Raw genomic sequence first — 21,115 nt, forward strand, 5'->3', positions numbered from 1 at the left:
AATTTAAGGAGGAATTATTTATGAAAATCGTCGGAGTATGTGCATGTACAGTAGGGATCGCTCACACTTATATTGCTCAAGAAAAGTTAGAAAATGCGGCTAAAAAGGCAGGTTACGAGATCCATGTGGAAACACAAGGAACGATCGGTCGTGAAAATGAATTGTCACCTGAAGCGATTGCGGCTGCAGATGTCGTGATTTTAGCAGTTGACGTCAAAGTAGCAGGACGTGAACGATTTGAAGGGAAACGGATCATTCAAGTGCCGACCGAAGTTGCCATCAAGTCCCCAAGCAAATTGTTGGAAAAAGCCAAAGAGGTCGTCCAACAGCAGGCGGTCTAAGAAAACCGAAGGAGGAAGGAAACTATGGAAAAAATCAAAGCATTGAATTTAAAAGGACACTTGTTGACAGCCATCTCCTATTTGATTCCGATTGTCTGCGGTGCCGGATTCTTGATTGCCATTGGCATGGCTTTCGGCGGCACCAGCCAGGGACAACTAGTGCCAGGTGAATTTACGATTTGGGATGCTTTAGCTACGATGGGAGGCGCAGGACTCGGGTTGCTTCCAGTGGTCATTGCGACAGGAATTTCTTATGCGATTGCCGAAAAACCGGGGATCGCGCCAGGGTTTATTATTGGTTTGACAGCCAATGCCATTGGTGCAGGTTTTATTGGGGGAATTTTGGGCGGCTACTTAGCTGGATATCTAGTAATTGCTATTTTACGATTTATTAAAGTACCAAATTGGGCGAAAGGCTTGATGCCGACATTGATCATTCCCTTTTTGACCTCTTTGATCGGTGGTCTGATCATGGTCTATATTATCGGTACACCGATCACTGCCTTTACGAACTTACTGACGAACGCATTAAATAGCTTAGGCTCCTCTTCATTATTGGTTTTTGGTGCCGTCATCGGCTTGTTGAGCGGCGTTGATTATGGTGGACCAATCAATAAAACGGTCTTTGCTTTTGTTCTGACGATGCAGGCAGAAGGGATCAATGGACCGATCACTGCACTGCAATTAGTCAATACTGCAACACCGATCGGCTTTGGTTTAGCATTCTTTATTGCAAAACTTTTCGGCAAAAACATCTATACGCCTGTAGAAGTGGAAACGTTAAAGTCTGCCGTACCAATGGGTGTGATCAATATCGTTGAAGGGGTGATCCCAATCGTTATGAACGATATCGTCCGAGGGCTGATCGCAACAGCTATTGGCGGCGCTGCTGGCGGAGCTGTTTCAATGGTCTTAGGGGCAGATGCAACGGTACCGTTTGGTGGTGTGCTGATGCTGCCGACCATGACTCGTCCGTGGGCTGGGGCAGTAGCTTTGCTGGTAAATATAGTAGTGACTGGGATCACCTTGGCTTTGATTAAGAAAAATGTCACTGAAGAACAAGTAGCCGCACAAGCAGAAGTGGAAGAAGAAGAAATCGATTTAGATGATATTCAAATTTTCTAAAAAAGCGATTCAATTGAAAGAAGAGTCGTTCCTCTCAGTACAAGACTGATTGAGGAGAAAGGATAAGTCTATGAACAAAGTTGAATTTTCACCGTCATTGATGACGATGGATCTAGATAAATTTAAAGAACAAATCACTTTTTTGAATGACCAAGTTGACTCCTATCATATTGATATTATGGATGGTCATTACGTACCCAATATTTCCCTATCCCCATGGTTTATTCAAGAGGTCCGCAAAATCAGTACGTTGCCTCTGTCCGCTCATTTGATGGTCACTGAACCTGCTTTTTGGGTGCAGCAGCTGATCGATATCAACTGTGAATGGATCTGTATGCACGCTGAGGTTTTGGATGGATTAGCATTTCGTCTGATCGATCAAATCCATGATGCTGGATTAAAAGCCGGGATCGTTTTAAATCCTGAAACGCCAGTATCGGTCATTTTGCCTTATATCGATCTTTTGGATAAAGTCACGATCATGACAGTTGATCCAGGGTTTGCTGGCCAACGCTTTATTGAAGGGGCGTTAGATAAAATTGTTGAACTGCGGGAATTACGGGAAGAATACGACTATCACTATGTCATTGAAATGGACGGTTCCTCCAATCGGAAATCCTTCAAACGGATCGATGAAGCCAATCCAGACATCTATATTGTCGGACGCAGTGGATTGTTTGGTTTAGATGACGACATTGCCAAAGCATGGTCGATCATGGTCGCAGATTATCAAGAAATGACTGGAAAAGTTTTGAGCAGCTGAGCAAAGCCGAAAGCAAAAGAATCGGACGACCAAAGTTAGGACTGTTAAAAAGAGGAGCATTCGTTGCCTATTAGCCAGTAAACTTTGGACGTCCGGTTCTTTTCTATTGTGAAAAGGCAGTGAATAGAAACATGCTGGCTGAAGAAAGTGAAGGAGGCAATTTAATTGAAAAAACTATTTGATAAAATCGATCAATTAGGAGTGAACACCCTTCGTACATTAAGTATCGAAGCCGTACAAAAAGCCAATTCAGGACATCCAGGATTACCGATGGGGGCAGCACCCATGGCCTATGCCTTGTGGACGAAACACTTGAAAGTCAATCCAACGACTTCTCGCAACTGGGTGGATCGTGACCGCTTTGTTTTGTCTGCTGGACACGGTTCGGCGTTATTGTACAGCTTGTTGCACGTGTCTGGTTACGATGTGACCATTGAGGATCTAAAAAACTTCCGTCAATGGGATAGCCGCACGCCAGGACATCCAGAAGTCGATCACACAGACGGCGTGGAAGCAACCACTGGACCTTTAGGACAAGGGATTGCCATGGCAGTCGGTATGGCAATGGCTGAAGCCCACTTGGCTGCAACCTACAATCGCGACAAGTATCAAGTCATTGATCACTATACCTACGCTCTATGTGGCGATGGGGACTTGATGGAAGGTGTTTCGCAAGAAGCTGCATCCATGGCTGGTCACATGAAATTAGACAAACTGATCGTCTTGTACGATTCAAATGACATCTCCCTAGATGGCCCAACTTCAAAAGCCTTTACAGAAAATGTCGGTGCGCGTTTTGAAGCGTATGGCTGGCAACACATTCTCGTTGAAGACGGCAATGATTTAGAAGCGATCTCGAAAGCGATCGACGAAGCAAAAGCTGAAAGCGACAAACCAACCTTGATCGAAATCAAGACTGTGATCGGATACGGTGCGCCAAATCAAGGCACCTCTGCCGTTCATGGTGCGCCGATCGGTGCCGAAGGCATTTCTGCAGCCAAAGCGATTTATGGTTGGGAATACCCAGAATTTACCGTACCTGAAGAAGTTGCCGCGCGCTTCAAAGAAACCATGATCGATGAAGGGCAAAAAGCTGAAGCAGCTTGGAACGAAACCTTCCGTGCCTATGAAGCAGCCTACCCAGAACTTGCGGCGCAATTCAAACAAGCCTTTGCGGGTGAATTGCCAGCAGATTGGGATGCAGCATTACCAAGCTACGAAGTTGGCAGCTCACAAGCTAGTCGGGTATCTAGCAAAGAGATGATCCAAGCCTTATCCAAAGCCGTCCCTAGTCTCTGGGGTGGATCGGCTGACCTTTCTGGATCCAACAACACGATGGTGGCAGCAGAAAAAGACTTTGAACCTGGCCAATACGAAGGCCGCAACATTTGGTTTGGTGTCCGAGAATTTGCGATGGCAGCAGCGATGAACGGCATTCAATTGCATGGCGGGACGCGAATCTATGGCGGGACCTTCTTCGTCTTCGTTGATTACTTGCGTCCAGCGGTGCGCTTGTCTGCGATCCAGCATGCACCTGTGATCTATGTCTTGACGCATGACTCCGTGGCGGTGGGAGAAGATGGACCGACGCATGAGCCAATCGAGCAATTAGCCAGCGTCCGTTGCATGCCAAATGTCCAAGTGATTCGTCCAGCAGACGGCAATGAAACCCGTGCTGCCTGGAAATTGGCTATGACAACAACGGATAAACCAACGGTCTTAGTCTTAAGCCGACAAAATCTACCAGTGATCGAAGGCACGCAAACCGGTGCGGATGAAAATGTCGCAAAAGGTGGCTACGTGATTTCAAAACAAGCTGGTGAAACACCAGCGGGGATTTTGATCGCCACAGGTTCTGAAGTGAATCTTGCGGTCCAAGCACAAGCTAAATTGGCAGAAGAAGGCATCGATGTATCGGTGGTCTCCTTACCAAGCTTTGATCTGTTTGAAGCACAAAGCTCAGAATACAAAGAAAGCGTCTTGCCAAAAGCAGTGAAGAAACGGGTAGCGATCGAAGCGGCTTCCCCATTTGGTTGGGAACGTTACACCGGTTGCCATGGAAAAGTGATCGCGATCGATCATTTCGGTGCATCCGCACCTGGTGACAAAGTCTTAGCGGAATTCGGCTTCAGTGTTGAGAATGTCGTGAATACTTTCAACTCACTATAATCAAAAAACAGGCGGTCTTTAAAGGGGAACACTCCTTTGAAGATCGCCTGTTTTTATTTATTAAGGAAACGCGGATAAGTTTACGCTCATTGTTTCTCTATTATTAAAAGGAGCCATGAAATCACCTCTCGATAGCACTCATCAGCGATCGCATTTGGTGTCCGATCAAAGTCATGCTGATCTAAGTCGAGCCAAAGTGTTTTGGCATGGGGGACTTGTGCAGCGAAAGCTTCGGATGCACTGAAGGGAACATCTGGATCTTTTTTGCAATGAACGACAAAGCAAGGAGGAAAGTCTTGGTAAGCGGCAGCAGGGATCGCCAAGGCTGCTAGCTGTTCCCGATTCCCTAAATAACGCTGCCAGTTGCCATATTGACGGGCGGAAAGGTACAAAGGGAATCGTTTTTCTAACGTGCCGTGGGTGATGGGTTGGCTTTCGATCATGGCTTCAGCGGCGAGTGGTGGGACTTTCGGAAATTGTGTGTAAAAGCGTGCCGGCTGCAAAAATTCTTTACAAAACAACTCTTGGTAACCGTAAAATCGGATCAAACCCTTTTGCTCCGAGTGCTTTGTGCGTGCGGTCAGTAAGGTCGCTAAAAAACCGCCGGCGGAGCGACCGAACAAAACGTACTCATTTGTACCAACGCCGCTGAACTGCCAGCCTTCGGCCAAAAACCACTCCACTGCCTTTTTTGCATGAAGGTAGATATCGTGTAGCGCTACTTCGGGAGCCAGTGGATAATCGAACAGGTAAAGGCTAACACCGGCAGCCAGCAATTGGTGGACATAATCCTGTGGGAGGTCTTCCCGCTGACCATAGAGGAAGCCACCACCATGAAAATACAAAAGGCTGATCCGAGGCTGCGCTGCTTTTAGGATCGTCACTTCTAACGGCAAAGTGCCATAGGTGTCAAATTGGATTTTTTCTGTTTGCGCAAAGGCATTTTTAGGATAAACCATTGTTTTCTTCCTTTCTCTTCTTCGATAGTATAAGGAAGAGTATAGGAGAAGGAAGCGGTTTAAAAAACAGCGTTATGACTAAAAATAGAAACGGTTTTGTCGAAAGTGAACAATGATGTCCTTCAGTAACACGCTTACAATAACCGTATAAATCAAAGGAGGCAGAACAATGGAGTTGAAAAAAGAAGTAGCGGCAATGATCGATGCACTATCTCAGATTGGGAGTGATCCAACTGGAGGAATGACTAGACTGCTTTATACCGATTCATGGAAAGAAGCGCAATCATTTGTAGAAAAACAATTAAAAGAAACTGGCTTAACGACGTCCTATGATGCAGTCGGCAATCTCTTCGGCAGAATGGAAGGCAGCCAGTATCCAGAAGAAACGATTCTTTCAGGGTCACATATCGATACAGTCGTCAACGGTGGCACATTAGACGGTCAATACGGGGTCGTTGCTGCTGCTTTAGCGATCAAGTATTTAAAAGAGACCTATGGGCAACCTTTACGCTCCTTGGAAGTCATCTCAATGGCAGAAGAAGAAGGCAGTCGTTTTCCAACCGTTTTTTGGGGAAGTAAAAACTTTGTCGGAGAGGCCAAAAAATCCGATGTTGAAGCGATCGCAGATTTTGAAGGCAATCGCTTCGTGGCAGAGATGCAACGCCAAGGCTTTGATTTTCGCGACCCACAAGAACCGGTTCGATCAGACATCAAAGCCTTCGTGGAAATCCATATCGAACAAGGCAGTGTTTTAGAAAAAGAAAATTTGCAGATCGGTGTCGTCAATAGTATCGCTGGTCAAAAGCGCTACACCTTTGTTTTAAAAGGACAAGCCAATCATGCAGGAACCACACCGATGGGCTATCGCCAAGATGCTGTGTATGGTTTTGCCAAAATGTGTGCCGCAGTGATCGACCGTGGCTTAGAGCTTGGGGATCCATTAGTAGTGACGTTCGGTAAAGTTGAGCCAAAACCGAATACGGTCAACGTGGTTCCTGGTGAAGTGTTGTTTACGATGGATTGTCGCCATACCGATGGACAGCTATTGGATGCCTTTACTGCTGAAGCAGAACAGATCATTCAAGCGATCGCCAAAGAGCACGACCTGACAGTGGAGATGGATCTATGGATGGATGAACGCCCTGTGCCGATGGACGAGACGATCGTTGCCACGGTGGAACAAGCGGTGAAGCAAACTGGCAAACGCTACAAAGTCATGCATAGTGGGGCGGGGCATGATTCCCAAATCATTGCACCACATTTTCCAACTGCGATGCTGTTTGTACCAAGTATTGATGGGATTAGCCACAACCCAGCCGAAGCAACGACTATCGAAGATTTAGTAGCTGGGGTTGAAGTTTTAGCAGCTTCCCTTTACGAGCTAGCATACAAAGAATAGAAAGCAGGGACACACATGGGATATAAAAATAATAATACGGGCTATTTAGATGGATTGCTGCAATCACGAGCAGTCATTAGAAAAAATAATTTTGCGATCTTGCCGCATGATGGGCTAGTGAATAATGTCATTCCAGGCTTCGAAAACTGTGAATGTTCGATACTCGGCACACCAAAATTAGGGGCGTCTTTTGTCGATTACATCATTTCATTCAAAAAAGATGGCGCCAACCAATTGGGCTTCGGTGGTCCAGAGATCGAGAGTTTCTTGTATGTCATCTCGGGCAAACTGGAAGTAAGTGATGGCAAAGAAACCCATACATTGACGGACGGAGGCTATATCTATCTGCCTGCTGGAGAAAAACTGTATATGAAAAATCTCCAAGAAGAAGCGACAGAAGTGTTCTTGTATAAGAAACGTTACCAACCACTTGAAAATCACCAAGCCTACAAAGTAGTGGGGAATCTTTCAGAGTTGACACCGATCCAATACGAAGGGATGGCAGACGTCCTACTTTGGGATTTCTTGCCAAAAGAGCTGGGCTTTGACATGAATATCCATATCCTTTCCTTTGAACCAGGGGCAAGTCATGGCTACATTGAGACCCACTACCAAGAACATGGAGCGTACTTACTGTCAGGTAAAGGGATGTATAACTTAGATAATGAGTGGTTCCCAGTGGAAAAAGGCGACTACATTTTCATGAGTGCCTATGTACAGCAAGCGGCCTATGGTGTTGGTCGTGACGAACCATTGACCTATATTTATTCCAAAGATTGCAACCGCGATCCGGAAATTTAAAGGAGTTTAGAAGATGGAAGAAACGGTTATTGTACAGTCACAAGAGTTACAGCAATTGATCCAAAACAAATTAGCGGCTGCTGGTTTGTCTGAAGAGCACGCAGCCATCGTTGCAGAGCATTTGGTCTTTGCCGATGCCAGCGGGATCCACTCTCACGGGGCTGTGCGGGTAGACTATTACGCAGAGCGGATCGCTAAAGGTGGGATGAATCGCACCCCGCAGATCACGTTTGAAGAGACTGGACCGAGCAGCGGGATCGTTCACGGGCAAAATGGCGCAGGGCAGGTCGTCGTATTAGAAGCGACAAAGCATGCCATTGAGATGGCCAAACGTTCTGGGATCGCGGCGGTTGGTGTGCGGAAAACGAGTCATAGTGGGGCACTATCCTATTATGTCAAAAAAGCCGCAGAAGCTGACTTGATTGCATTATCTATGTGCCAATCGGATTCAATGGTGGTTCCTTTTGGCGGCAAAGAAAATTATTTTGGTACCAATCCGATTGCCTTTGCGGCACCGCGAAAGCATGGTGCGCCGGTGGTTTTTGATATGGCAACGACGGTCCAAGCGTGGGGCAAAATTTTAGATGCTCGTTCCAAAGATAAAGAGATTCCAGCAACATGGGCCGTTGATGCCCATGGCAAGCCAACGACAAATCCGCATCATGTTCATGGGTTATTGCCAATCTCAGGACCAAAAGGCTTTGGGTTGATGATGATGGTGGATATCTTGTCTGGAATGCTCCTTGGGCTGCCTTTTGGCAAGCATGTTTCCTCTATGTACAACGATCTGACGAAAGGCCGCGACTTAGGGCAATTTATTTTGCTGATCGATCCGCAACGCTTTACAGATTTAGAGACATTTAAAGAGTCAGTCGAAACGATGATCGAAGAGCTACACGCCATACCGGCTGCTGAACAGTTCCAGCAAGTCTATTATCCAGGCGAGATCAATCAACTAACCTATGAAAAATATATGGCAGAAGGCATTCCTATCGAAAAGAACATTTATCGCTATCTCATTAGTGACACGGTTCATTTTGACCAGTATTCTGGGTCAGATGCCTTTGCACAGACAGGAACAGGAAAGTGAGGAGACCCATGTTACACACTATTATTCAAAAAAACAATTACCAAGATTCCATTGTTTTAATGCTTTTGACCAATCGTTTACTGACGATCGAAGGGATCAACAACGCTTCGGTCATGATGGGTACACCTGCCAATAAGGATATCTTCAAGACGGGTGGTCTTTATACCGAGGAGATGAGCAATGCGACATCCAACGATATGGTGCTCGTGTTAGACATTGAAGAGGAAGAAATCATCGAAACAGTCCTGTCAGAAATCGATGCCTTCTTATCGGACCAAAGCAATAGCGCAGGAGAAGAAACCCAAAGCGTCAAAACTTGGGAAAAAGCCTTAGATCTTGGAAAAGATGCGAAGGTCGCTGTCTTATCGATTCCTGGTACTATGGCAGCACCAGAAATTGAAACCGCATTAGCAGCAGGCAAACATGTTTTTTGTTTCAGTGATAATGTTTCGTTGGAAGAGGAAGTTCGACTAAAGAAAATGGCTCATGAACAAGGACTTCTTTTAATGGGACCAGATTGTGGCACAGGGATTCTCAATGGGATACCAGTAGCCTTCACGAATGCCGTTCGTAAAGGGAAAATCGGTGTTGTCGGCGCTTCGGGTACGGGCATCCAAGAAGTCACCACCATCATTCATAAATTGGGTGCCGGTGTGACACAAGCCATCGGAACCGGTGGACGAGATCTCAAAGAAGAAGTCGGTGGGATCACCATGAAAGACAGCATTCTTGCCTTGGAACACGATCCTGATACGGAGGTGATCGTGGTGATCTCCAAGCCACCTGCACCACGTGTCCGCGATGAAGTGTTGGCATTATTAAGAAGAGGAACAAAACCTGCAGTCACGATTTTTCTTGGGGAAGAACCAACGGATCACGAAGAAAATCTTTACCGAGCCTACACGCTGGAAGAAGCGGCACAATTAGCCGTGCAGCTGCTACGTCAAGAACAGATTGGATTAGAGCCAGTAAAAGAGGAAACGGCAGCTGCCGCTTTTGGACCTGAACAGCAAAAAATCAAAGCTTATTATTCTGGCGGAACATTGGCGTACGAAGCAGCGATGCTGGTCAAAGCAGGATTAAATCTAGAACAAGAAGATGCCCATCAAGAAGGGTACATCTTAAAAGCAGCTGGCCATGAGATCATCGATTTAGGTGATGACATCTATACGCAAGGCAAGCCCCATCCGATGATCGACCCAACAAAGCGGATCGAACTGTTGAAACAAGCGGGAGAAGATCCTGAGACGGCAGTGATCTTGTTAGATATCGTTTTAGGGTACGGCTCTCATCAAGATATGGCGAGTGAATTGGCACCGACCATCAAATCGTTGAAGGAAGCAGCGCAAGCAGCTGGCCGGGAGTTAGCGGTGATCGCTACGATCGTCGGAACTGATTTAGACCCCCAAGACAGCAACGAGCAAGCAGAGATTTTAACCGCAGCTGGCGTGATTTTGTGTCAAAGCAATGCCCAAGCAGTCAAACAAGCTTTAGCAATGCTCGGTCACCCGTTTTCCCCAATTAGTCGTAAGCTGTTGCCAAAAGCAGTGACAACTGCCGATACGTTGCCAGAGCCATCTGAAAAGAGCCGCGAATTGTTAGCGAATGACGCGTTCATCAATGTAGGATTGCGTAGCTTTGCGGAAGCGATCCAGGCGCATCACGGTCAAGTCGTTCAATATGACTGGCAGCCAATTGCTGGTGGAAACGTAACGTTACAAAAAGCCTTACGTTTCTTAGCACAAGTGTCACTATCAGAGTAGGAGGAAGTTATCGTGTACGAAACTATTGAAGAAGCAAACCAAGCCGTTATTGCCAAGATCGTTGCCGGTTCGCCTTTTTTGCTGGATGTCGTTCCAGCAGTCAGTGTCATTCCAGAGTTAGGTGAAGGAAAAGTCCTATTGCATGCAGGACCACCGATCCGCTACGATCAGATGATCGATCCGATTCAAGGTGCTTGTGTTGGTGCGGGGCTTTTTGAAGGCTGGGGCGAAACGGAAGAAGAGGTACGTCATTTATTAGCATCTGGGGAAGTTCAACTGATTCCTTGTCACCACGTGCAAGCGGTTGGCCCAATGGGGGGCATCACCTCTGCCAATATGCCAGTGCTCGTAGTGGAAAACAAAACCGATGGCAACCGAGCGTATTGTACGATGAACGAAGGGATCGGGGCAGTTTTACGATTTGGCGCCTATTCTCAAGAAGTCATTGATCGCTTGCATTGGATGAAAAATACGTTAGCACCAGTTTTAAGTGCTGCACTACAAACAAAACCCGATGGCTTGAACATCAATGTTTTAGTCGCAAAAGCAATCGCCATGGGGGATGAGTTCCATCAACGGAATATCGCTGCTTCGTTGGCGTTCTTAAAAGAAGTAGCACCAGCGATCGTTACTCTGGAAGGATTTGAAAAAGAAAAACCAGAAGTCATTCAGTTTCTAGCAGACACGGATCAGTTCTTCTTGAATATCATGATGGCTTCTTCAAAAGCGGTGCTTGATGGCGCCCGGACGATTGAAGAAGGCACGGTTGTGACCGCAATGTGTCGCAACGGCCATGAATTCGGTATCCGTATTTCTGGCATGGGAGATGAGTGGTTTACTGGACCTGTCAATACACCAAAAGGGCTGTATTTCTCAGGATTCAGTGAAGAAGATGCCTCTCCAGATATGGGCGACAGTGCCATTACGGAAACCTTTGGTGTTGGGGGAATGGCAATGATTGCTGCCCCAGCTGTGACACGCTTCGTTGGTTCTGGTGGATTTCACGATGCGTTGAAAACCAGCAATGAGATGTTAGAGATCTCCATTGATACCAATCCGAATTTTCCCGTTCCTACATGGGACTTCAAAGGGATCTGTTTAGGGATCGATGCTCGGAAAGTCGTGGAAACAGGGATCTTACCGGTGATCAATACAGGGATCGCCAACAAACAAGCTGGACGAGGACAAATTGGTGCCGGGACAGTGACACCACCAATGGATTGCTTTGAAAAAGCTGTCTTGGCTTATGCAAAAAAATTAGGATTTGAAGAATAAATCAGGGACTGAAAACGTGGAAAAGGAGCAATCGAGCGATGATACAGGCAAAATGGATCGACCAAGCTTTATTTGAACCCGCATTTATCAATGGCAACTGGCTCGTTCACAGTGTGTTTCAGCATAGTTTCAATCTGCAAGATTCTCGTCAGGATCAGCTGATCTGTGTCTCCAAACAAGCGGCTCGCGTGCCCAAAGGGATGATTTTAGCTGCCGACGATTATGCAGCGTTGGCGACAGGCTTAGTTGCTGGTACCACTCTTTTGGTTCAGCAACGGGTGATCCATTTTCCGCATCATCGTCTGTCTTTTCAAAAGGCAGCCAAATTTACAACGACTGTTCCAGCTGGCACAGTCCCATTCGATCGAGAACGGTTTTGGTCAACCCTTCAAAACGTCACGGAAAAGACGGGGATTCAAGAAGCTGTTTCAGCAACCATCCGCAGCAATCATCCGTTTTATGACGCAATCGATCAGCTATGCACGCCTTCATTTAAGGAACAACGGCAAGCAGTCGCTTATTTAGTCGGACGGGGTGTCGGATTGACCCCCACAGGCGATGATATGCTAGTTGGTCATTTACTGGCTCGCCGAGTGATGGGGCAAGAAGATACCCGCTTGGTGGCTTATCTACAAAGAAGGCTGTTGACAGTCAATGATTTAACGACTGACGTCAGTAAACACTATCTTCTGCATGCACTGACAGGCGCATTCAATCAATCGGCATTATCCTTGACCAGGTGTACCGATTCAGCGGCTTTTTCCAAAGTAATCAAAGAGATACTAGCGATCGGTCATACCTCGGGGGCCGACTTTTTGGCAGGGTTTGCTCGCAGTATCGATCAATTTCAAAACAATAGAAATGAGGAATTCATATGGCAAAACGAGTGGTCATCGCTCTAGGGGGCAATGCAATTTTAAAACCGAATCAACCAGCGACCGTAGAAACACAGCTTGCAAATATCCAGTTAAGTGCGGAACAGATCGCTAAAATCGAGAAGCTTGACCATCAAATCGTCGTGACGCACGGCAATGGTCCGCAAGTCGGCAATATTTTACGACAAAATGAAGAAGCCAAAGAAGTCGTGCCGCCTTTTCCACTGGATGTCTGCAATGCAGAGTCACAAGGCTTTATCGGTTATTTAATGGAGCGAAGCATCAAAAATAAAATCGAGCAAGAAGAATTGACCAGCAATGTCGTGACCTTATTGACCCAAGTGGAAGTGGCAGCGGATGATCCCGCGTTTGAAAAGCCAACGAAGCCAATCGGCTTGTTCTACTCAGAAGAAGAAGCAAAAACAATGGCTGAGGAAAAACATTGGGTGATGGAAGAAGATGCTGGACGTGGGTACCGTCGCGTCGTGCCATCTCCACAACCTGTGACGATCCACGGCGTGGAATCAATGGTTCATTTATTGAATCAAAATACCATCGTGATCGCTGGTGGCGGCGGTGGGATTCCAGTCGTAAAACAAGCGGAAGGCTTGAAAGGGATCGAAGCAGTCATCGATAAAGATCGAACTGGGAAAAAACTGGCAGAACAAGTGGATGCCGATGTATTTATGATGCTGACCGACGTCAACAACGTTTATATCAATTATGGAACACCGAAACAAGAAAAATTAACGGGCTTATCCGTAAGTGAAGCGCAAGCATATTTTGATGCGGGGCATTTTGCAGAAGGTAGTATGGGACCGAAAATGGAAGCGGCGATTGCGTTTGCCAAACAAGGAAAGACAGCAATCATCTGCTCATTGGAAGAAGCGGACTTAGCATTGTTAGGTGAAGCAGGCACAAGGATCGCTGGGTAACACCAGCGATCCAACTGCTTGATTCGCCTATTAGTCGCCTTCTTCCGACAGCTCAAGGGCTAAACGCAGATCCAGGCTGATGCTAGGATCATGCACGTTTTTTCCTAGTAGCTTTTGACACTGTTCAATGCGGTATTTGATCGTGTTGCGATGAACGAACAAGGCTTTGGCGGTGCGGGTGATCTCACATTGATAGTCCAAGTAAGCCCGTAAGGTTTTGCGTAATTCGATGGTGGCATCTTCTTGCGGAAACGCCAATTCTTTAAGAATCGTACGGCAGAAATAATGGATATCTTCAGGACTCATTTTTTCAAATAGACTCCGCATTCCCCGTTGATGGTAGAAAGAGACGATGGACGAATCAGGTTGGCCTCTTCGTTCTTCATAAGCAGTCTTTGCTTCGATGTAGGAGCTGGCTAAATCATTGATACTTTCACAGACACTCCCTACCCCAAAGGCCATTCGAAATGGCAACCGATTGGTCAAAGCATTGGCGGTCTCGATCAAATGGTCTTCTAAGGCATCACACTTGTGCTGCACGAAAATCGCAAAGTGATTGCTGCCCTTTAAGCGAAAGAGACAAACATCTTTGATGCGATAAGGCAGTTGTTCACTAAACCACTGATAAACCAAGTCACTTTCTTCTTTTAAGTATTTGTCTTTGCCTTTGGTTTCTTTGGTTGGTTCACAGGCACCATAGATGACACGATAATGGCGGGCTTTGACCAACCCGTAAGTTTTTCCGAGATCTAACCAATCCTTTTGTTCTTGCTTGGTCGACTGCTGGTATTCGATCATCCGTGTTAAAAAGTCACTTTTTAAATCTTCAAAAGATTCTTGCACTTTTTGGTTCTTGTAAAGCATAAACGACAAGACCAAGGCTGCTTGTTCCAGCGCAAAATCCGAGACAGGATAAGGAATCGCCTCAGGATTCAAAATGACTAAATAATGGGGGAAATAAGTGGAGGTTTCAATGGCATAATAAGAAATTTGTGACGTTTTTTCATGAAGATCTTTGATAGGGATCGCCCCGCTTTTTTCACCAGTAAAAACCCCTTTCGTTTGTCCTAATTGATGGATGTAATACTCCGCGGGTTTTGACATGCGGGTGAAATGCTTGGAGTGGGCAATCACTTGTTTAAAAGGATTCAACAAAATGATCGGTGTATTGACCATTTGGCCAAAATCAGCGATAAAGCGAGCGATGCTGACATCCTTCATCAAGGAAGCAGAGAACCGTTTTTGAATGTCTAAGGCATAGCTCAGCTGCTCGGTTTTGGTGTTCCACAATAAATTCAAAAGCTGGTGCATCAAACGACCCAGCGGCATCGTGGCAGGTACTTCTACGATGGGGAAACCCAAGCTATCGGCGTAGGTGATCACTTCAGGATCGATGACATCTAAAAAACGACCGATCTTGATGCCTAATCCAGCGGCATTTTTGGCTACGAGAGAATCGATCAGCTCTAGAAGCGCTCCTTGATTATCTTTATAAACCATCGCCGTGCTTAAGATAAAGGTATGCTCAGGAATATAGTGGGCGATATCGGGGGTCTCGGTGATTTCGATACTGTCGACGGGAATTTCCGCAGTCAGGGGATCTGTCAATAAACGCAAATTGGAAAAGCGTGGTATAGCAAGCAATTCAGCAACTAACTTCATAGAGAAACTCCTTTTGGAATTGAACAAAACAAACAAAAACATGTCCTTTTTTAGCTTTATTGTACAACAAACTTGGAAACGTTGACAAGGCGTTGGACAGTGAAATCAAAAAGAGAAATGAGGGAAAAAGATGTATAAAGAGTTAACGATCGCACAACGTACGATCATGACACCTGGGCCTGTAGAAGCCCATCCAGCTGTTCTACAAGCAATGACCAATCGCATTTTGGGGCAGTTTGATCCGAATTTTTTGGCGATCATGGATGAGGTCAAAGAAATGATCAAGCAACCGTTTGGAACCAAAAACAAAGAGGCATTTGCCATTGACGGGACTTCCCGAGCTGGTTTAGAAGCGGCGCTGATCGCTTTGATCGAACCAGGGGACAAAGTCTTGATCCCAGCCTATGGGCGCTTTGCTTTCTTACTGGGAGAAATCTGTGAACGTGCTCAAGCACAAGTCAAATATGTAGAAAAAGAGTGGACAGCTCCTTTTGCACCCGCAGAGGTCATCAAAGAAATCGACGCATTTCAACCCAAGATCGTGGCGATGGTCCACGGGGAAACCGCCAATGGGCAAATGCAGCCGTTAGCAGAAATCGGGCAGTATTGTCGCGCAAAAGATATTTTCTTTGTCGTTGACATGGTGGCGACTTATGGTGGCGTGGCCCTGTCAGTCGATGATTGGTGTGTCGATTTAGCGATTGCCGGTACACAGAAGTGTTTAAGTGTGCCGTCTGGTCTTTCATTAGTGACCTACAACGAGCGAGTCGAAGCCGTCCTTAATGCTCGTTACCAAAAAGAATTAGGCTTGAGTAAAACGGATCGAAACAAGCGGCACATTATGAGCAATTACCTGGATTTGAGTCAACTGCAACGCTACTGGAACACAGAGCGAATCAACCATCACACAGAAGCGACGAGTATGATCTATGCGCTTCATGAAGGATTACGGATGCTGCTAAACGAAGGCCTTGATGCAGCCTATCAACGTCATTTGACGAATGAAGGCGCGTTGGTCGCTGGACTGGAGGCAATGGGGCTGTCGATTTATGGCGAAAAAGCAACCAAAATGCCGACAGTTACCCCCATCTTTATTCCAGAAGGTGTTGATGGCGAAGCTGTCCGAGAAGAGATGCTTCACTCCTTTGGTGTAGAGATCGCTAGTTCATTTGGTGATCTAAAAGGAAAAATCTGGCGGATTGGAAATATGGGTTACAGCAGCCGCAAAGAAAATATTTTACATGTCCTAGCCGCGTTAGAAGGGGCACTATTGTACCAGCAAGCACCAATTTCTGCTGGCAAAGCGCTCATCGCTGCGTTAAATTATTACCAAAAAACGACTTAAATTTTTAGCACAAATGCACAACGACTGAAAGCGCTTTGTGAAAAATGACAAATGCAATCGTCGGCAAAAAAACGTACACTAAGACTATCTTAAAGCGCTTTCGTTGGCGTGCTTCACAAACTTTACTTGTGTAACTGATGGAGGGAAAAAAATGGAAATCAATAAAGAACGTGGTGGGCTTGCCTACTGGAAACAAATTATTATCTTAATGTGTTCAGGCTGGGTCACTATCTGGATTTATCGCGCTGCGTTATCGCCAGTCTATCCGCAAATCAATGAGTCACTTGGCGGCAATATTTCTGATACAGCATTAGGATCGATTGCCAGCTTTTACTTTTTCGGCTATGTAATCATGCAGATTCCTGCCGGCTTTTTGGTGGATAAGATTGGAAAGAAAACAGTTCTGCTTCCAGGATTCGTGGTATTTGCACTGGCAGCTTTACTGATTTCACAAGCCTCTTCAATCTCCATGATCTATACCGGTAGCTTTTTAGCAGGGATCGGCTGTGGGTCATTTTACGGCTCAGCGTATTCTTTGACCTCACAGAACATTCCGAAAGAAAAGAAGAGCTTCTCAACAGCGATCGTCAATAGTGGTTCTGCCGTTGGTTCAGGGTTTGGGATGATCTTATCAAGCTTTATCGTTATTCAGATGAACATGCCTTGGCAAACAATGATGTATTTATCCGCTTTCTTGATCGTTTGTATGACGATCGCTTTTGCATTGGTGATCCGCAGTAACAAAGAAGACGTGGCTTTCTTGGAGAGCCAAGCAGCAGCTGAAGAAGAAACAACGGATCAGCCGAAAGAAAAAGTTTCCCTTTCGACCTTGTTCTCACTGCGGATGCTCTTTACGTATGTGTTATATTTTGCGACGTGTTATGCCTACTATATGACGGTTACTTGGCTACCAAACTTCTTAGGAACAGAACGAGGCTTCCAAGGAGTCGCGATCGGCTTCTCTTCTTCATTGGTAGCATTTGCTTCCATTCCTGGGGCATTGTTCTTTAGCCGCTTGGCAGACAAATACATGCACAAAAAAGTAACTTTTATCGTTATTTTAGAAGTATTGGCGGCGTTGATGTTATTAGTAACGGTGCAAGCGACAAATTCGACCTTCTTAATGATCGCGTTGATCTTGTATGGGTTCCTTGGAAAATTAGCGGTTGAACCAATCATCATTTCTTGGCTAGGGGAAAATGCACCCAAAGTTGGGGTGGGTACGACATTAGGGGTCTTCAACTTTTTCGGCATGATGTCTTCCGTTATCGCACCAACATTGACCGGATCGATCTCGGATGCAACAGGGTCAAAAGTAATGGGCTTTTATATCGCAATTATTTTGTTGATCGGTGGTACATTCTTATTCTTGACTGTAAACTCTAAGAAAACAGCCAAGTAGAAAAGTGAGGCAAAACAGATGAAAAAACGATCCTTAAAAATCAGTTTGACCAACCAAATCATGATTGCAACGGTATTGGGGATTTTTTGGGGCGTTTCCTTTCCCGGTTTAGGTGATCAAATGCAGCTAATCGGGGACTTCTTCTTGCGACTGATTCAAATGTCTGTGGTCGTGCTGGTCATGGGCTCGGTGATTGAAGCGGTGGGGGGACTTGATCCAAAAGAATTAGGTGGGATCGGCGGGAAAGTCTTTCTCTGGTTTACTGGATCGACCCTCGTCGCCGCTATTTTCGGTCTCTTGTTCGCCTTGATCCTCAAGCCTGGCGCAGGCCTTGATCAGTCCCTGCTGCAAAGTACAGAAACTGCATTAAGTACCAGCAGCATGGAAGAAGTCATCTTAAACTTTGTTCCACTGAACATTATTCAAGCCATGGTGGAGCAGAATATGATCCAAGTGATTATTTTTTCGCTCTTCTTTGGCCTTGCCTTGAGCTTGATCAAGCATGAAAAAAAGAATCAGCTGTTTCTAGATATGATCAGTAGTTTTAATCATATTTTGTTAAAAATGGTCAGCATGATCATGAAGTTGGCGCCGATCGGGATTTTCGGCCTTGTTGCTTCCTTGGTAGAAGATACCGGTATTCGTGTGTTGGGAATGTTAGCCAATTTTTTATTGACGTTAGCAGCAGCATCTTTGCTCTTTTTGTTTCTTTGGTTTCTCTTGACGTCGCTCTATTGCAAAGTTTCCTTGTTTCGTTTGATAAAGAACATGTGGCGCCTCTCGGTGGTTTCCTTTACGACTACCTCCTCTGCTGTTTCATTGCCGTTTCAAATGGAAGATGGCAAAGAACGATTTGGGATCAGTGATCGAATCAATAAGCTCGTGATGCCTCTGGGCATGACCTTAAATAGCAATGGGCTCTCCTTATTTTTAGCCCTGGCAATCGTAACCGTTGCTCAGGCGTACCAGATCCAATTGAGCTGGGGGGATCTTTTGCAAGTGGTCTTGTTGTCCTCGTTGGCATGCTTGGGAACGATCGTCGTTCCAGGTGGCGGATTAGTCACATTGGCCACGGTTTTACCTATGTTAGGACTGCCTAATGAAAGCATCGCCTTACTGGCTGGGATCGATTGGTTTTCTGGGATGTTTCGGACCCTCTTGAATGTTGACCCTGACGTCACAGTGGCGTTGATCGTTGCTCATGATGAAGGAGAACTGGATCATGCAGTCTTCAATGGTGAAAAAGCCTCGGTCAAATTAGCAGAAAAAATCACAGATGGCGTATAAGACCAATCATTCTTGTGATGAAACTTTACTCTTTTTTGAAAACGTGCTACGATTGATTCGTTGATAGACTAAAGAAGCTTCTTGAAAATACCGTAAACGGTAAACAGTAGCGGCTGATTTTCCGCTCGTCATTCAACAGACAACTACGACAAAAAGAGGAGGAAAAAACATGACAGCATCGATGAAATTGTGGATTGACCTTTTGAATAGCTAATTTAAATCTATTTCAAAAGTCTAGGCAATCGTGATTTCAAGGGATGAGTGTCCTCTTTTTTCCAATTTCTTATTAAAATCAGGGTATAGCGGTAGGCTATGCCCTTTTTTGTGCTTGCGTTTTCCTAGACGGGAAGGACAGACTGATGGAACAATTAAGTGTAAAAATAAACAATCTAATCAAAAATTATGGGTCCAAAGAAGTACTGAACATTGAAGAACTGAGCACCTATCAAACGGATCGTATCGGGATCGTGGGAGCAAACGGGCAAGGCAAGTCTACCTTGCTGAAGTTGATTGCGGGAGTGGTCGATCCTGATTCAGGAACGATCCAAAAAGAAAATTCGTTTCACTATTTCCCGCAAATCGCTGAGGTGACTGAAAAGACGGAGGCCCTTGACTGGGCGCTGTTCGGTCGTTTTTCGATCCCAACAAATGAATTGGCGACACTAAGCGGCGGGGAGGAGACCAAATACCGGTTGGCACAAACGTTATCTTCCTATCAGTTAGGACTTTTGCTCGATGAGCCAACGACCCACTTGGACCAGCAAGGAATTCAAGTCTTGATTGAGGAACTGCAGTATTATTATGGCATCCTGATCGTGGTCAGTCATGATCGGTATCTATTGAATCAGCTGGCAACGAAAATCTGGGAAGTCGATCAAGGAAAAGTCACCGAGTATGCTGGCAATTATGACAGTTACCGACAGCAAAAAGAGCAAGCGGCACAGCGTATTGCCTGGGAGGCTGAGCAGTATCAGCAACAAAAACAGCAGTTGACCCAAGCAATCCAAAAGAAAAAAGAACAAGCGATCAAGAGCAGTCGTATTTCTGAAAAAAAGCGACAGCAGAACATCCGACCAGACCGTTTGTCGTCATCAAAACAAAAAGACACGGTGCAAAAGTCATTGCAAAAAACAGTCAAAGCCATGGAAAGCCGCTTGGATCAGTTGGAAGAAGTGAAGGGCGTCGCCCGGCAGCAGGTGATTCGTTTTCCAGTAGTCCCTGCAGTGGAGCTGCATAATAAACGACCGATTCGTGGGGAGCAAGTAACCATTCAAAGAGGGGCGAAACGTTTGCTAGACAGCAGCAGTTTCCAGTTTGCTGCCGGGAAGAAAATCGCTATCGTGGGTCCGAACGGTTCGGGAAAGTCGACTTTACTAAAAGAAATCATCGCAGGTGGAGAGGGAATCTATGTATCACCGAAAATCGTCTTTGCGGTCTACGAGCAAATGGGCTATCGAAAAAACAGCACCACCCCGCTTTTGACGGAATTGATGGCTCAAACAGACTATCAGGAACCACTGGTCCGCAGTATTTTACACAATCTGGGATTTAGCCAGATTGACGTGATGAAGCCAGTCAATGTGCTAAGCGGCGGAGAAGCGACACGGGTCGAGCTCGCACGCATCTTTACTCAACCTGCCAATGTCTTGATACTTGATGAACCGACGAACTTTATTGATCTGCCGACAATCACCGTCTTGGAACAATTGATTCGCAGCTATCGAGGCATGGTTTTGTTCACATCGCACGATCAAGCGTTTATCGATGCCGTCGCGGATGACGTGTATCAAATCGATCATGGAAAATTAACATTGGTTTCCAGTAACTAGCAGCATTGTCGCTTTTATAACTGTATAAAGAAAAACAGCGCGGGAAAGGAAGCGACCGCCCAACGTTCGATCAACAATCGGCCGTTGAGCGGTCA

The 21,115-nt window shown here is 45.8% G+C and carries 18 protein-coding genes; 15 read left to right on the forward strand and 3 right to left on the reverse strand.

All coding sequences use genetic code 11. The features are described from left to right. The first annotated feature begins 20 nt into the window (after positions 1–20). The 4 genes from IGI76_RS04265 to tkt all read left to right on the forward strand — a co-directional run bounded on the left by IGI76_RS04265 (position 21) and on the right by tkt (position 4,398). Entirely contained in the window at positions 21–341 is a 321-nt protein-coding gene (locus IGI76_RS04265) for a PTS fructose transporter subunit IIB (RefSeq protein WP_008380953.1), read from the forward strand. Positions 342–365: 24 nt separating this feature from the next. Next, positions 366–1,466, forward strand: a complete 1,101-nt coding sequence (locus IGI76_RS04270; protein ID WP_005234436.1) for a PTS fructose transporter subunit IIC — start codon at positions 366–368, stop codon at positions 1,464–1,466. Positions 1,467–1,536: 70 nt separating this feature from the next. Further along, complete coding sequence (alsE, locus tag IGI76_RS04275; protein WP_086294769.1) at positions 1,537–2,229, forward strand: D-allulose 6-phosphate 3-epimerase; 693 nt, start codon at positions 1,537–1,539, stop codon at positions 2,227–2,229. 165 nt (positions 2,230–2,394) lie between these two features. Next, positions 2,395–4,398: a transketolase gene (gene tkt, locus IGI76_RS04280; protein ID WP_218212877.1), complete on the forward strand. Its 2,004-nt coding sequence runs from the start codon at positions 2,395–2,397 to the stop codon at positions 4,396–4,398. An 86-nt stretch (positions 4,399–4,484) separates the two neighbouring features. Here tkt and IGI76_RS04285 read toward each other — a convergent pair whose 3' ends face one another. After that, positions 4,485–5,357 (reverse strand): alpha/beta hydrolase, encoded by an 873-nt coding sequence (locus IGI76_RS04285; protein WP_270266202.1) that lies wholly within the window; start codon positions 5,355–5,357, stop codon positions 4,485–4,487. A gap of 169 nt (positions 5,358–5,526) precedes the next feature. On the opposite strand from IGI76_RS04285, the gene allC reads away from it, so the two are divergent. From allC to arcC, 7 genes are read left to right on the forward strand one after another with little or no spacing between them, the layout of a single operon-like run. Further along, positions 5,527–6,756, forward strand: a complete 1,230-nt coding sequence (gene allC, locus IGI76_RS04290) for an allantoate deiminase (protein ID WP_270266204.1) — start codon at positions 5,527–5,529, stop codon at positions 6,754–6,756. A gap of 15 nt (positions 6,757–6,771) precedes the next feature. After that, entirely contained in the window at positions 6,772–7,557 is a 786-nt protein-coding gene (allE, locus tag IGI76_RS04295; RefSeq protein ID WP_005225360.1) for a (S)-ureidoglycine aminohydrolase, read from the forward strand. 13 nt (positions 7,558–7,570) lie between these two features. Beyond that, a complete protein-coding gene (allD, locus tag IGI76_RS04300; RefSeq protein ID WP_016610607.1) occupies positions 7,571–8,647 on the forward strand; it encodes an ureidoglycolate dehydrogenase in 1,077 nt (358 codons plus the stop codon). Positions 8,648–8,655: 8 nt separating this feature from the next. Continuing rightward, entirely contained in the window at positions 8,656–10,410 is a 1,755-nt protein-coding gene (gene fdrA, locus IGI76_RS04305) for an acyl-CoA synthetase FdrA (protein WP_270266211.1), read from the forward strand. A 12-nt stretch (positions 10,411–10,422) separates the two neighbouring features. After that, the gene (locus IGI76_RS04310) at positions 10,423–11,685 is read left to right on the forward strand and encodes a DUF1116 domain-containing protein (protein ID WP_005234461.1); all 1,263 of its coding nucleotides are present in this window, start codon (positions 10,423–10,425) and stop codon (positions 11,683–11,685) included. 38 nt (positions 11,686–11,723) lie between these two features. Next, positions 11,724–12,587, forward strand: coding sequence for a DUF2877 domain-containing protein (locus IGI76_RS04315; protein WP_270266221.1), 864 nt, complete (start codon positions 11,724–11,726; stop codon positions 12,585–12,587). After that, positions 12,560–13,495 (forward strand): carbamate kinase, encoded by a 936-nt coding sequence (gene arcC / locus IGI76_RS04320; RefSeq protein WP_270266223.1) that lies wholly within the window; start codon positions 12,560–12,562, stop codon positions 13,493–13,495. The genes IGI76_RS04315 and arcC overlap by 28 nt, the downstream gene beginning before the upstream one ends. Before the next feature lie 30 nt (positions 13,496–13,525). On the opposite strand, the gene IGI76_RS04325 is transcribed toward arcC, so the two are convergent. Beyond that, a complete protein-coding gene (locus IGI76_RS04325) occupies positions 13,526–15,157 on the reverse strand; it encodes a PucR family transcriptional regulator (protein ID WP_270266225.1) in 1,632 nt (543 codons plus the stop codon). Between the two features lie 130 nt (positions 15,158–15,287). Between IGI76_RS04325 and IGI76_RS04330 the strand changes: the two genes are divergently transcribed. From IGI76_RS04330 to IGI76_RS04340, 3 genes are all read left to right on the forward strand, one after another. Beyond that, entirely contained in the window at positions 15,288–16,502 is a 1,215-nt protein-coding gene (locus IGI76_RS04330; RefSeq protein ID WP_005225367.1) for a pyridoxal-phosphate-dependent aminotransferase family protein, read from the forward strand. 151 nt (positions 16,503–16,653) lie between these two features. Continuing rightward, positions 16,654–17,904 carry an MFS transporter gene (locus IGI76_RS04335; RefSeq protein ID WP_005225368.1) on the forward strand — a complete coding sequence of 417 codons (1,251 nt, stop codon included), beginning with the start codon at positions 16,654–16,656 and terminating at the stop codon, positions 17,902–17,904. An 18-nt stretch (positions 17,905–17,922) separates the two neighbouring features. Next, complete coding sequence (locus tag IGI76_RS04340) at positions 17,923–19,191, forward strand: dicarboxylate/amino acid:cation symporter (protein ID WP_270266229.1); 1,269 nt, start codon at positions 17,923–17,925, stop codon at positions 19,189–19,191. 6 nt (positions 19,192–19,197) lie between these two features. Here the strand turns inward: IGI76_RS04340 and IGI76_RS04345 are convergent, their stop codons facing one another. Beyond that, positions 19,198–19,323: a hypothetical protein gene (locus tag IGI76_RS04345; protein WP_438792253.1), complete on the reverse strand. Its 126-nt coding sequence runs from the start codon at positions 19,321–19,323 to the stop codon at positions 19,198–19,200. A 227-nt stretch (positions 19,324–19,550) separates the two neighbouring features. Here IGI76_RS04345 and abc-f point away from each other — a divergent pair, with 227 nt between their 5' ends. Beyond that, positions 19,551–21,020, forward strand: a complete 1,470-nt coding sequence (gene abc-f / locus IGI76_RS04350) for a ribosomal protection-like ABC-F family protein (RefSeq protein ID WP_270266231.1) — start codon at positions 19,551–19,553, stop codon at positions 21,018–21,020. The last annotated feature ends 95 nt before the right edge of the window (positions 21,021–21,115 follow it).

Origin of the sequence: Enterococcus sp. DIV2449a, assembly GCF_051711225.1 — a bacterium.
In the GTDB taxonomy this organism is placed as follows: domain Bacteria; phylum Bacillota; class Bacilli; order Lactobacillales; family Enterococcaceae; genus Enterococcus_D; species Enterococcus_D casseliflavus.

Coding starts and splice junctions, on each gene's coding strand:
- IGI76_RS04265 (WP_008380953.1), top strand. CDS start 21: ATGAAAATCGTCGGAGTATGTGCATGTACAGTAGGGATCGCTCACACT.
- IGI76_RS04270 (WP_005234436.1), top strand. CDS start 366: ATGGAAAAAATCAAAGCATTGAATTTAAAAGGACACTTGTTGACAGCC.
- alsE (WP_086294769.1), top strand. CDS start 1,537: ATGAACAAAGTTGAATTTTCACCGTCATTGATGACGATGGATCTAGAT.
- IGI76_RS04285 (WP_270266202.1), bottom strand. CDS start 5,357: ATGGTTTATCCTAAAAATGCCTTTGCGCAAACAGAAAAAATCCAATTT.
- allC (WP_270266204.1), top strand. CDS start 5,527: ATGGAGTTGAAAAAAGAAGTAGCGGCAATGATCGATGCACTATCTCAG.
- allE (WP_005225360.1), top strand. CDS start 6,772: ATGGGATATAAAAATAATAATACGGGCTATTTAGATGGATTGCTGCAA.
- allD (WP_016610607.1), top strand. CDS start 7,571: ATGGAAGAAACGGTTATTGTACAGTCACAAGAGTTACAGCAATTGATC.
- fdrA (WP_270266211.1), top strand. CDS start 8,656: ATGTTACACACTATTATTCAAAAAAACAATTACCAAGATTCCATTGTT.
- IGI76_RS04315 (WP_270266221.1), top strand. CDS start 11,724: ATGATACAGGCAAAATGGATCGACCAAGCTTTATTTGAACCCGCATTT.
- arcC (WP_270266223.1), top strand. CDS start 12,560: ATGGCAAAACGAGTGGTCATCGCTCTAGGGGGCAATGCAATTTTAAAA.
- IGI76_RS04325 (WP_270266225.1), bottom strand. CDS start 15,157: ATGAAGTTAGTTGCTGAATTGCTTGCTATACCACGCTTTTCCAATTTG.
- IGI76_RS04330 (WP_005225367.1), top strand. CDS start 15,288: ATGTATAAAGAGTTAACGATCGCACAACGTACGATCATGACACCTGGG.
- IGI76_RS04335 (WP_005225368.1), top strand. CDS start 16,654: ATGGAAATCAATAAAGAACGTGGTGGGCTTGCCTACTGGAAACAAATT.
- IGI76_RS04340 (WP_270266229.1), top strand. CDS start 17,923: ATGAAAAAACGATCCTTAAAAATCAGTTTGACCAACCAAATCATGATT.
- IGI76_RS04345 (WP_438792253.1), bottom strand. CDS start 19,323: ATGACGAGCGGAAAATCAGCCGCTACTGTTTACCGTTTACGGTATTTT.
- abc-f (WP_270266231.1), top strand. CDS start 19,551: ATGGAACAATTAAGTGTAAAAATAAACAATCTAATCAAAAATTATGGG.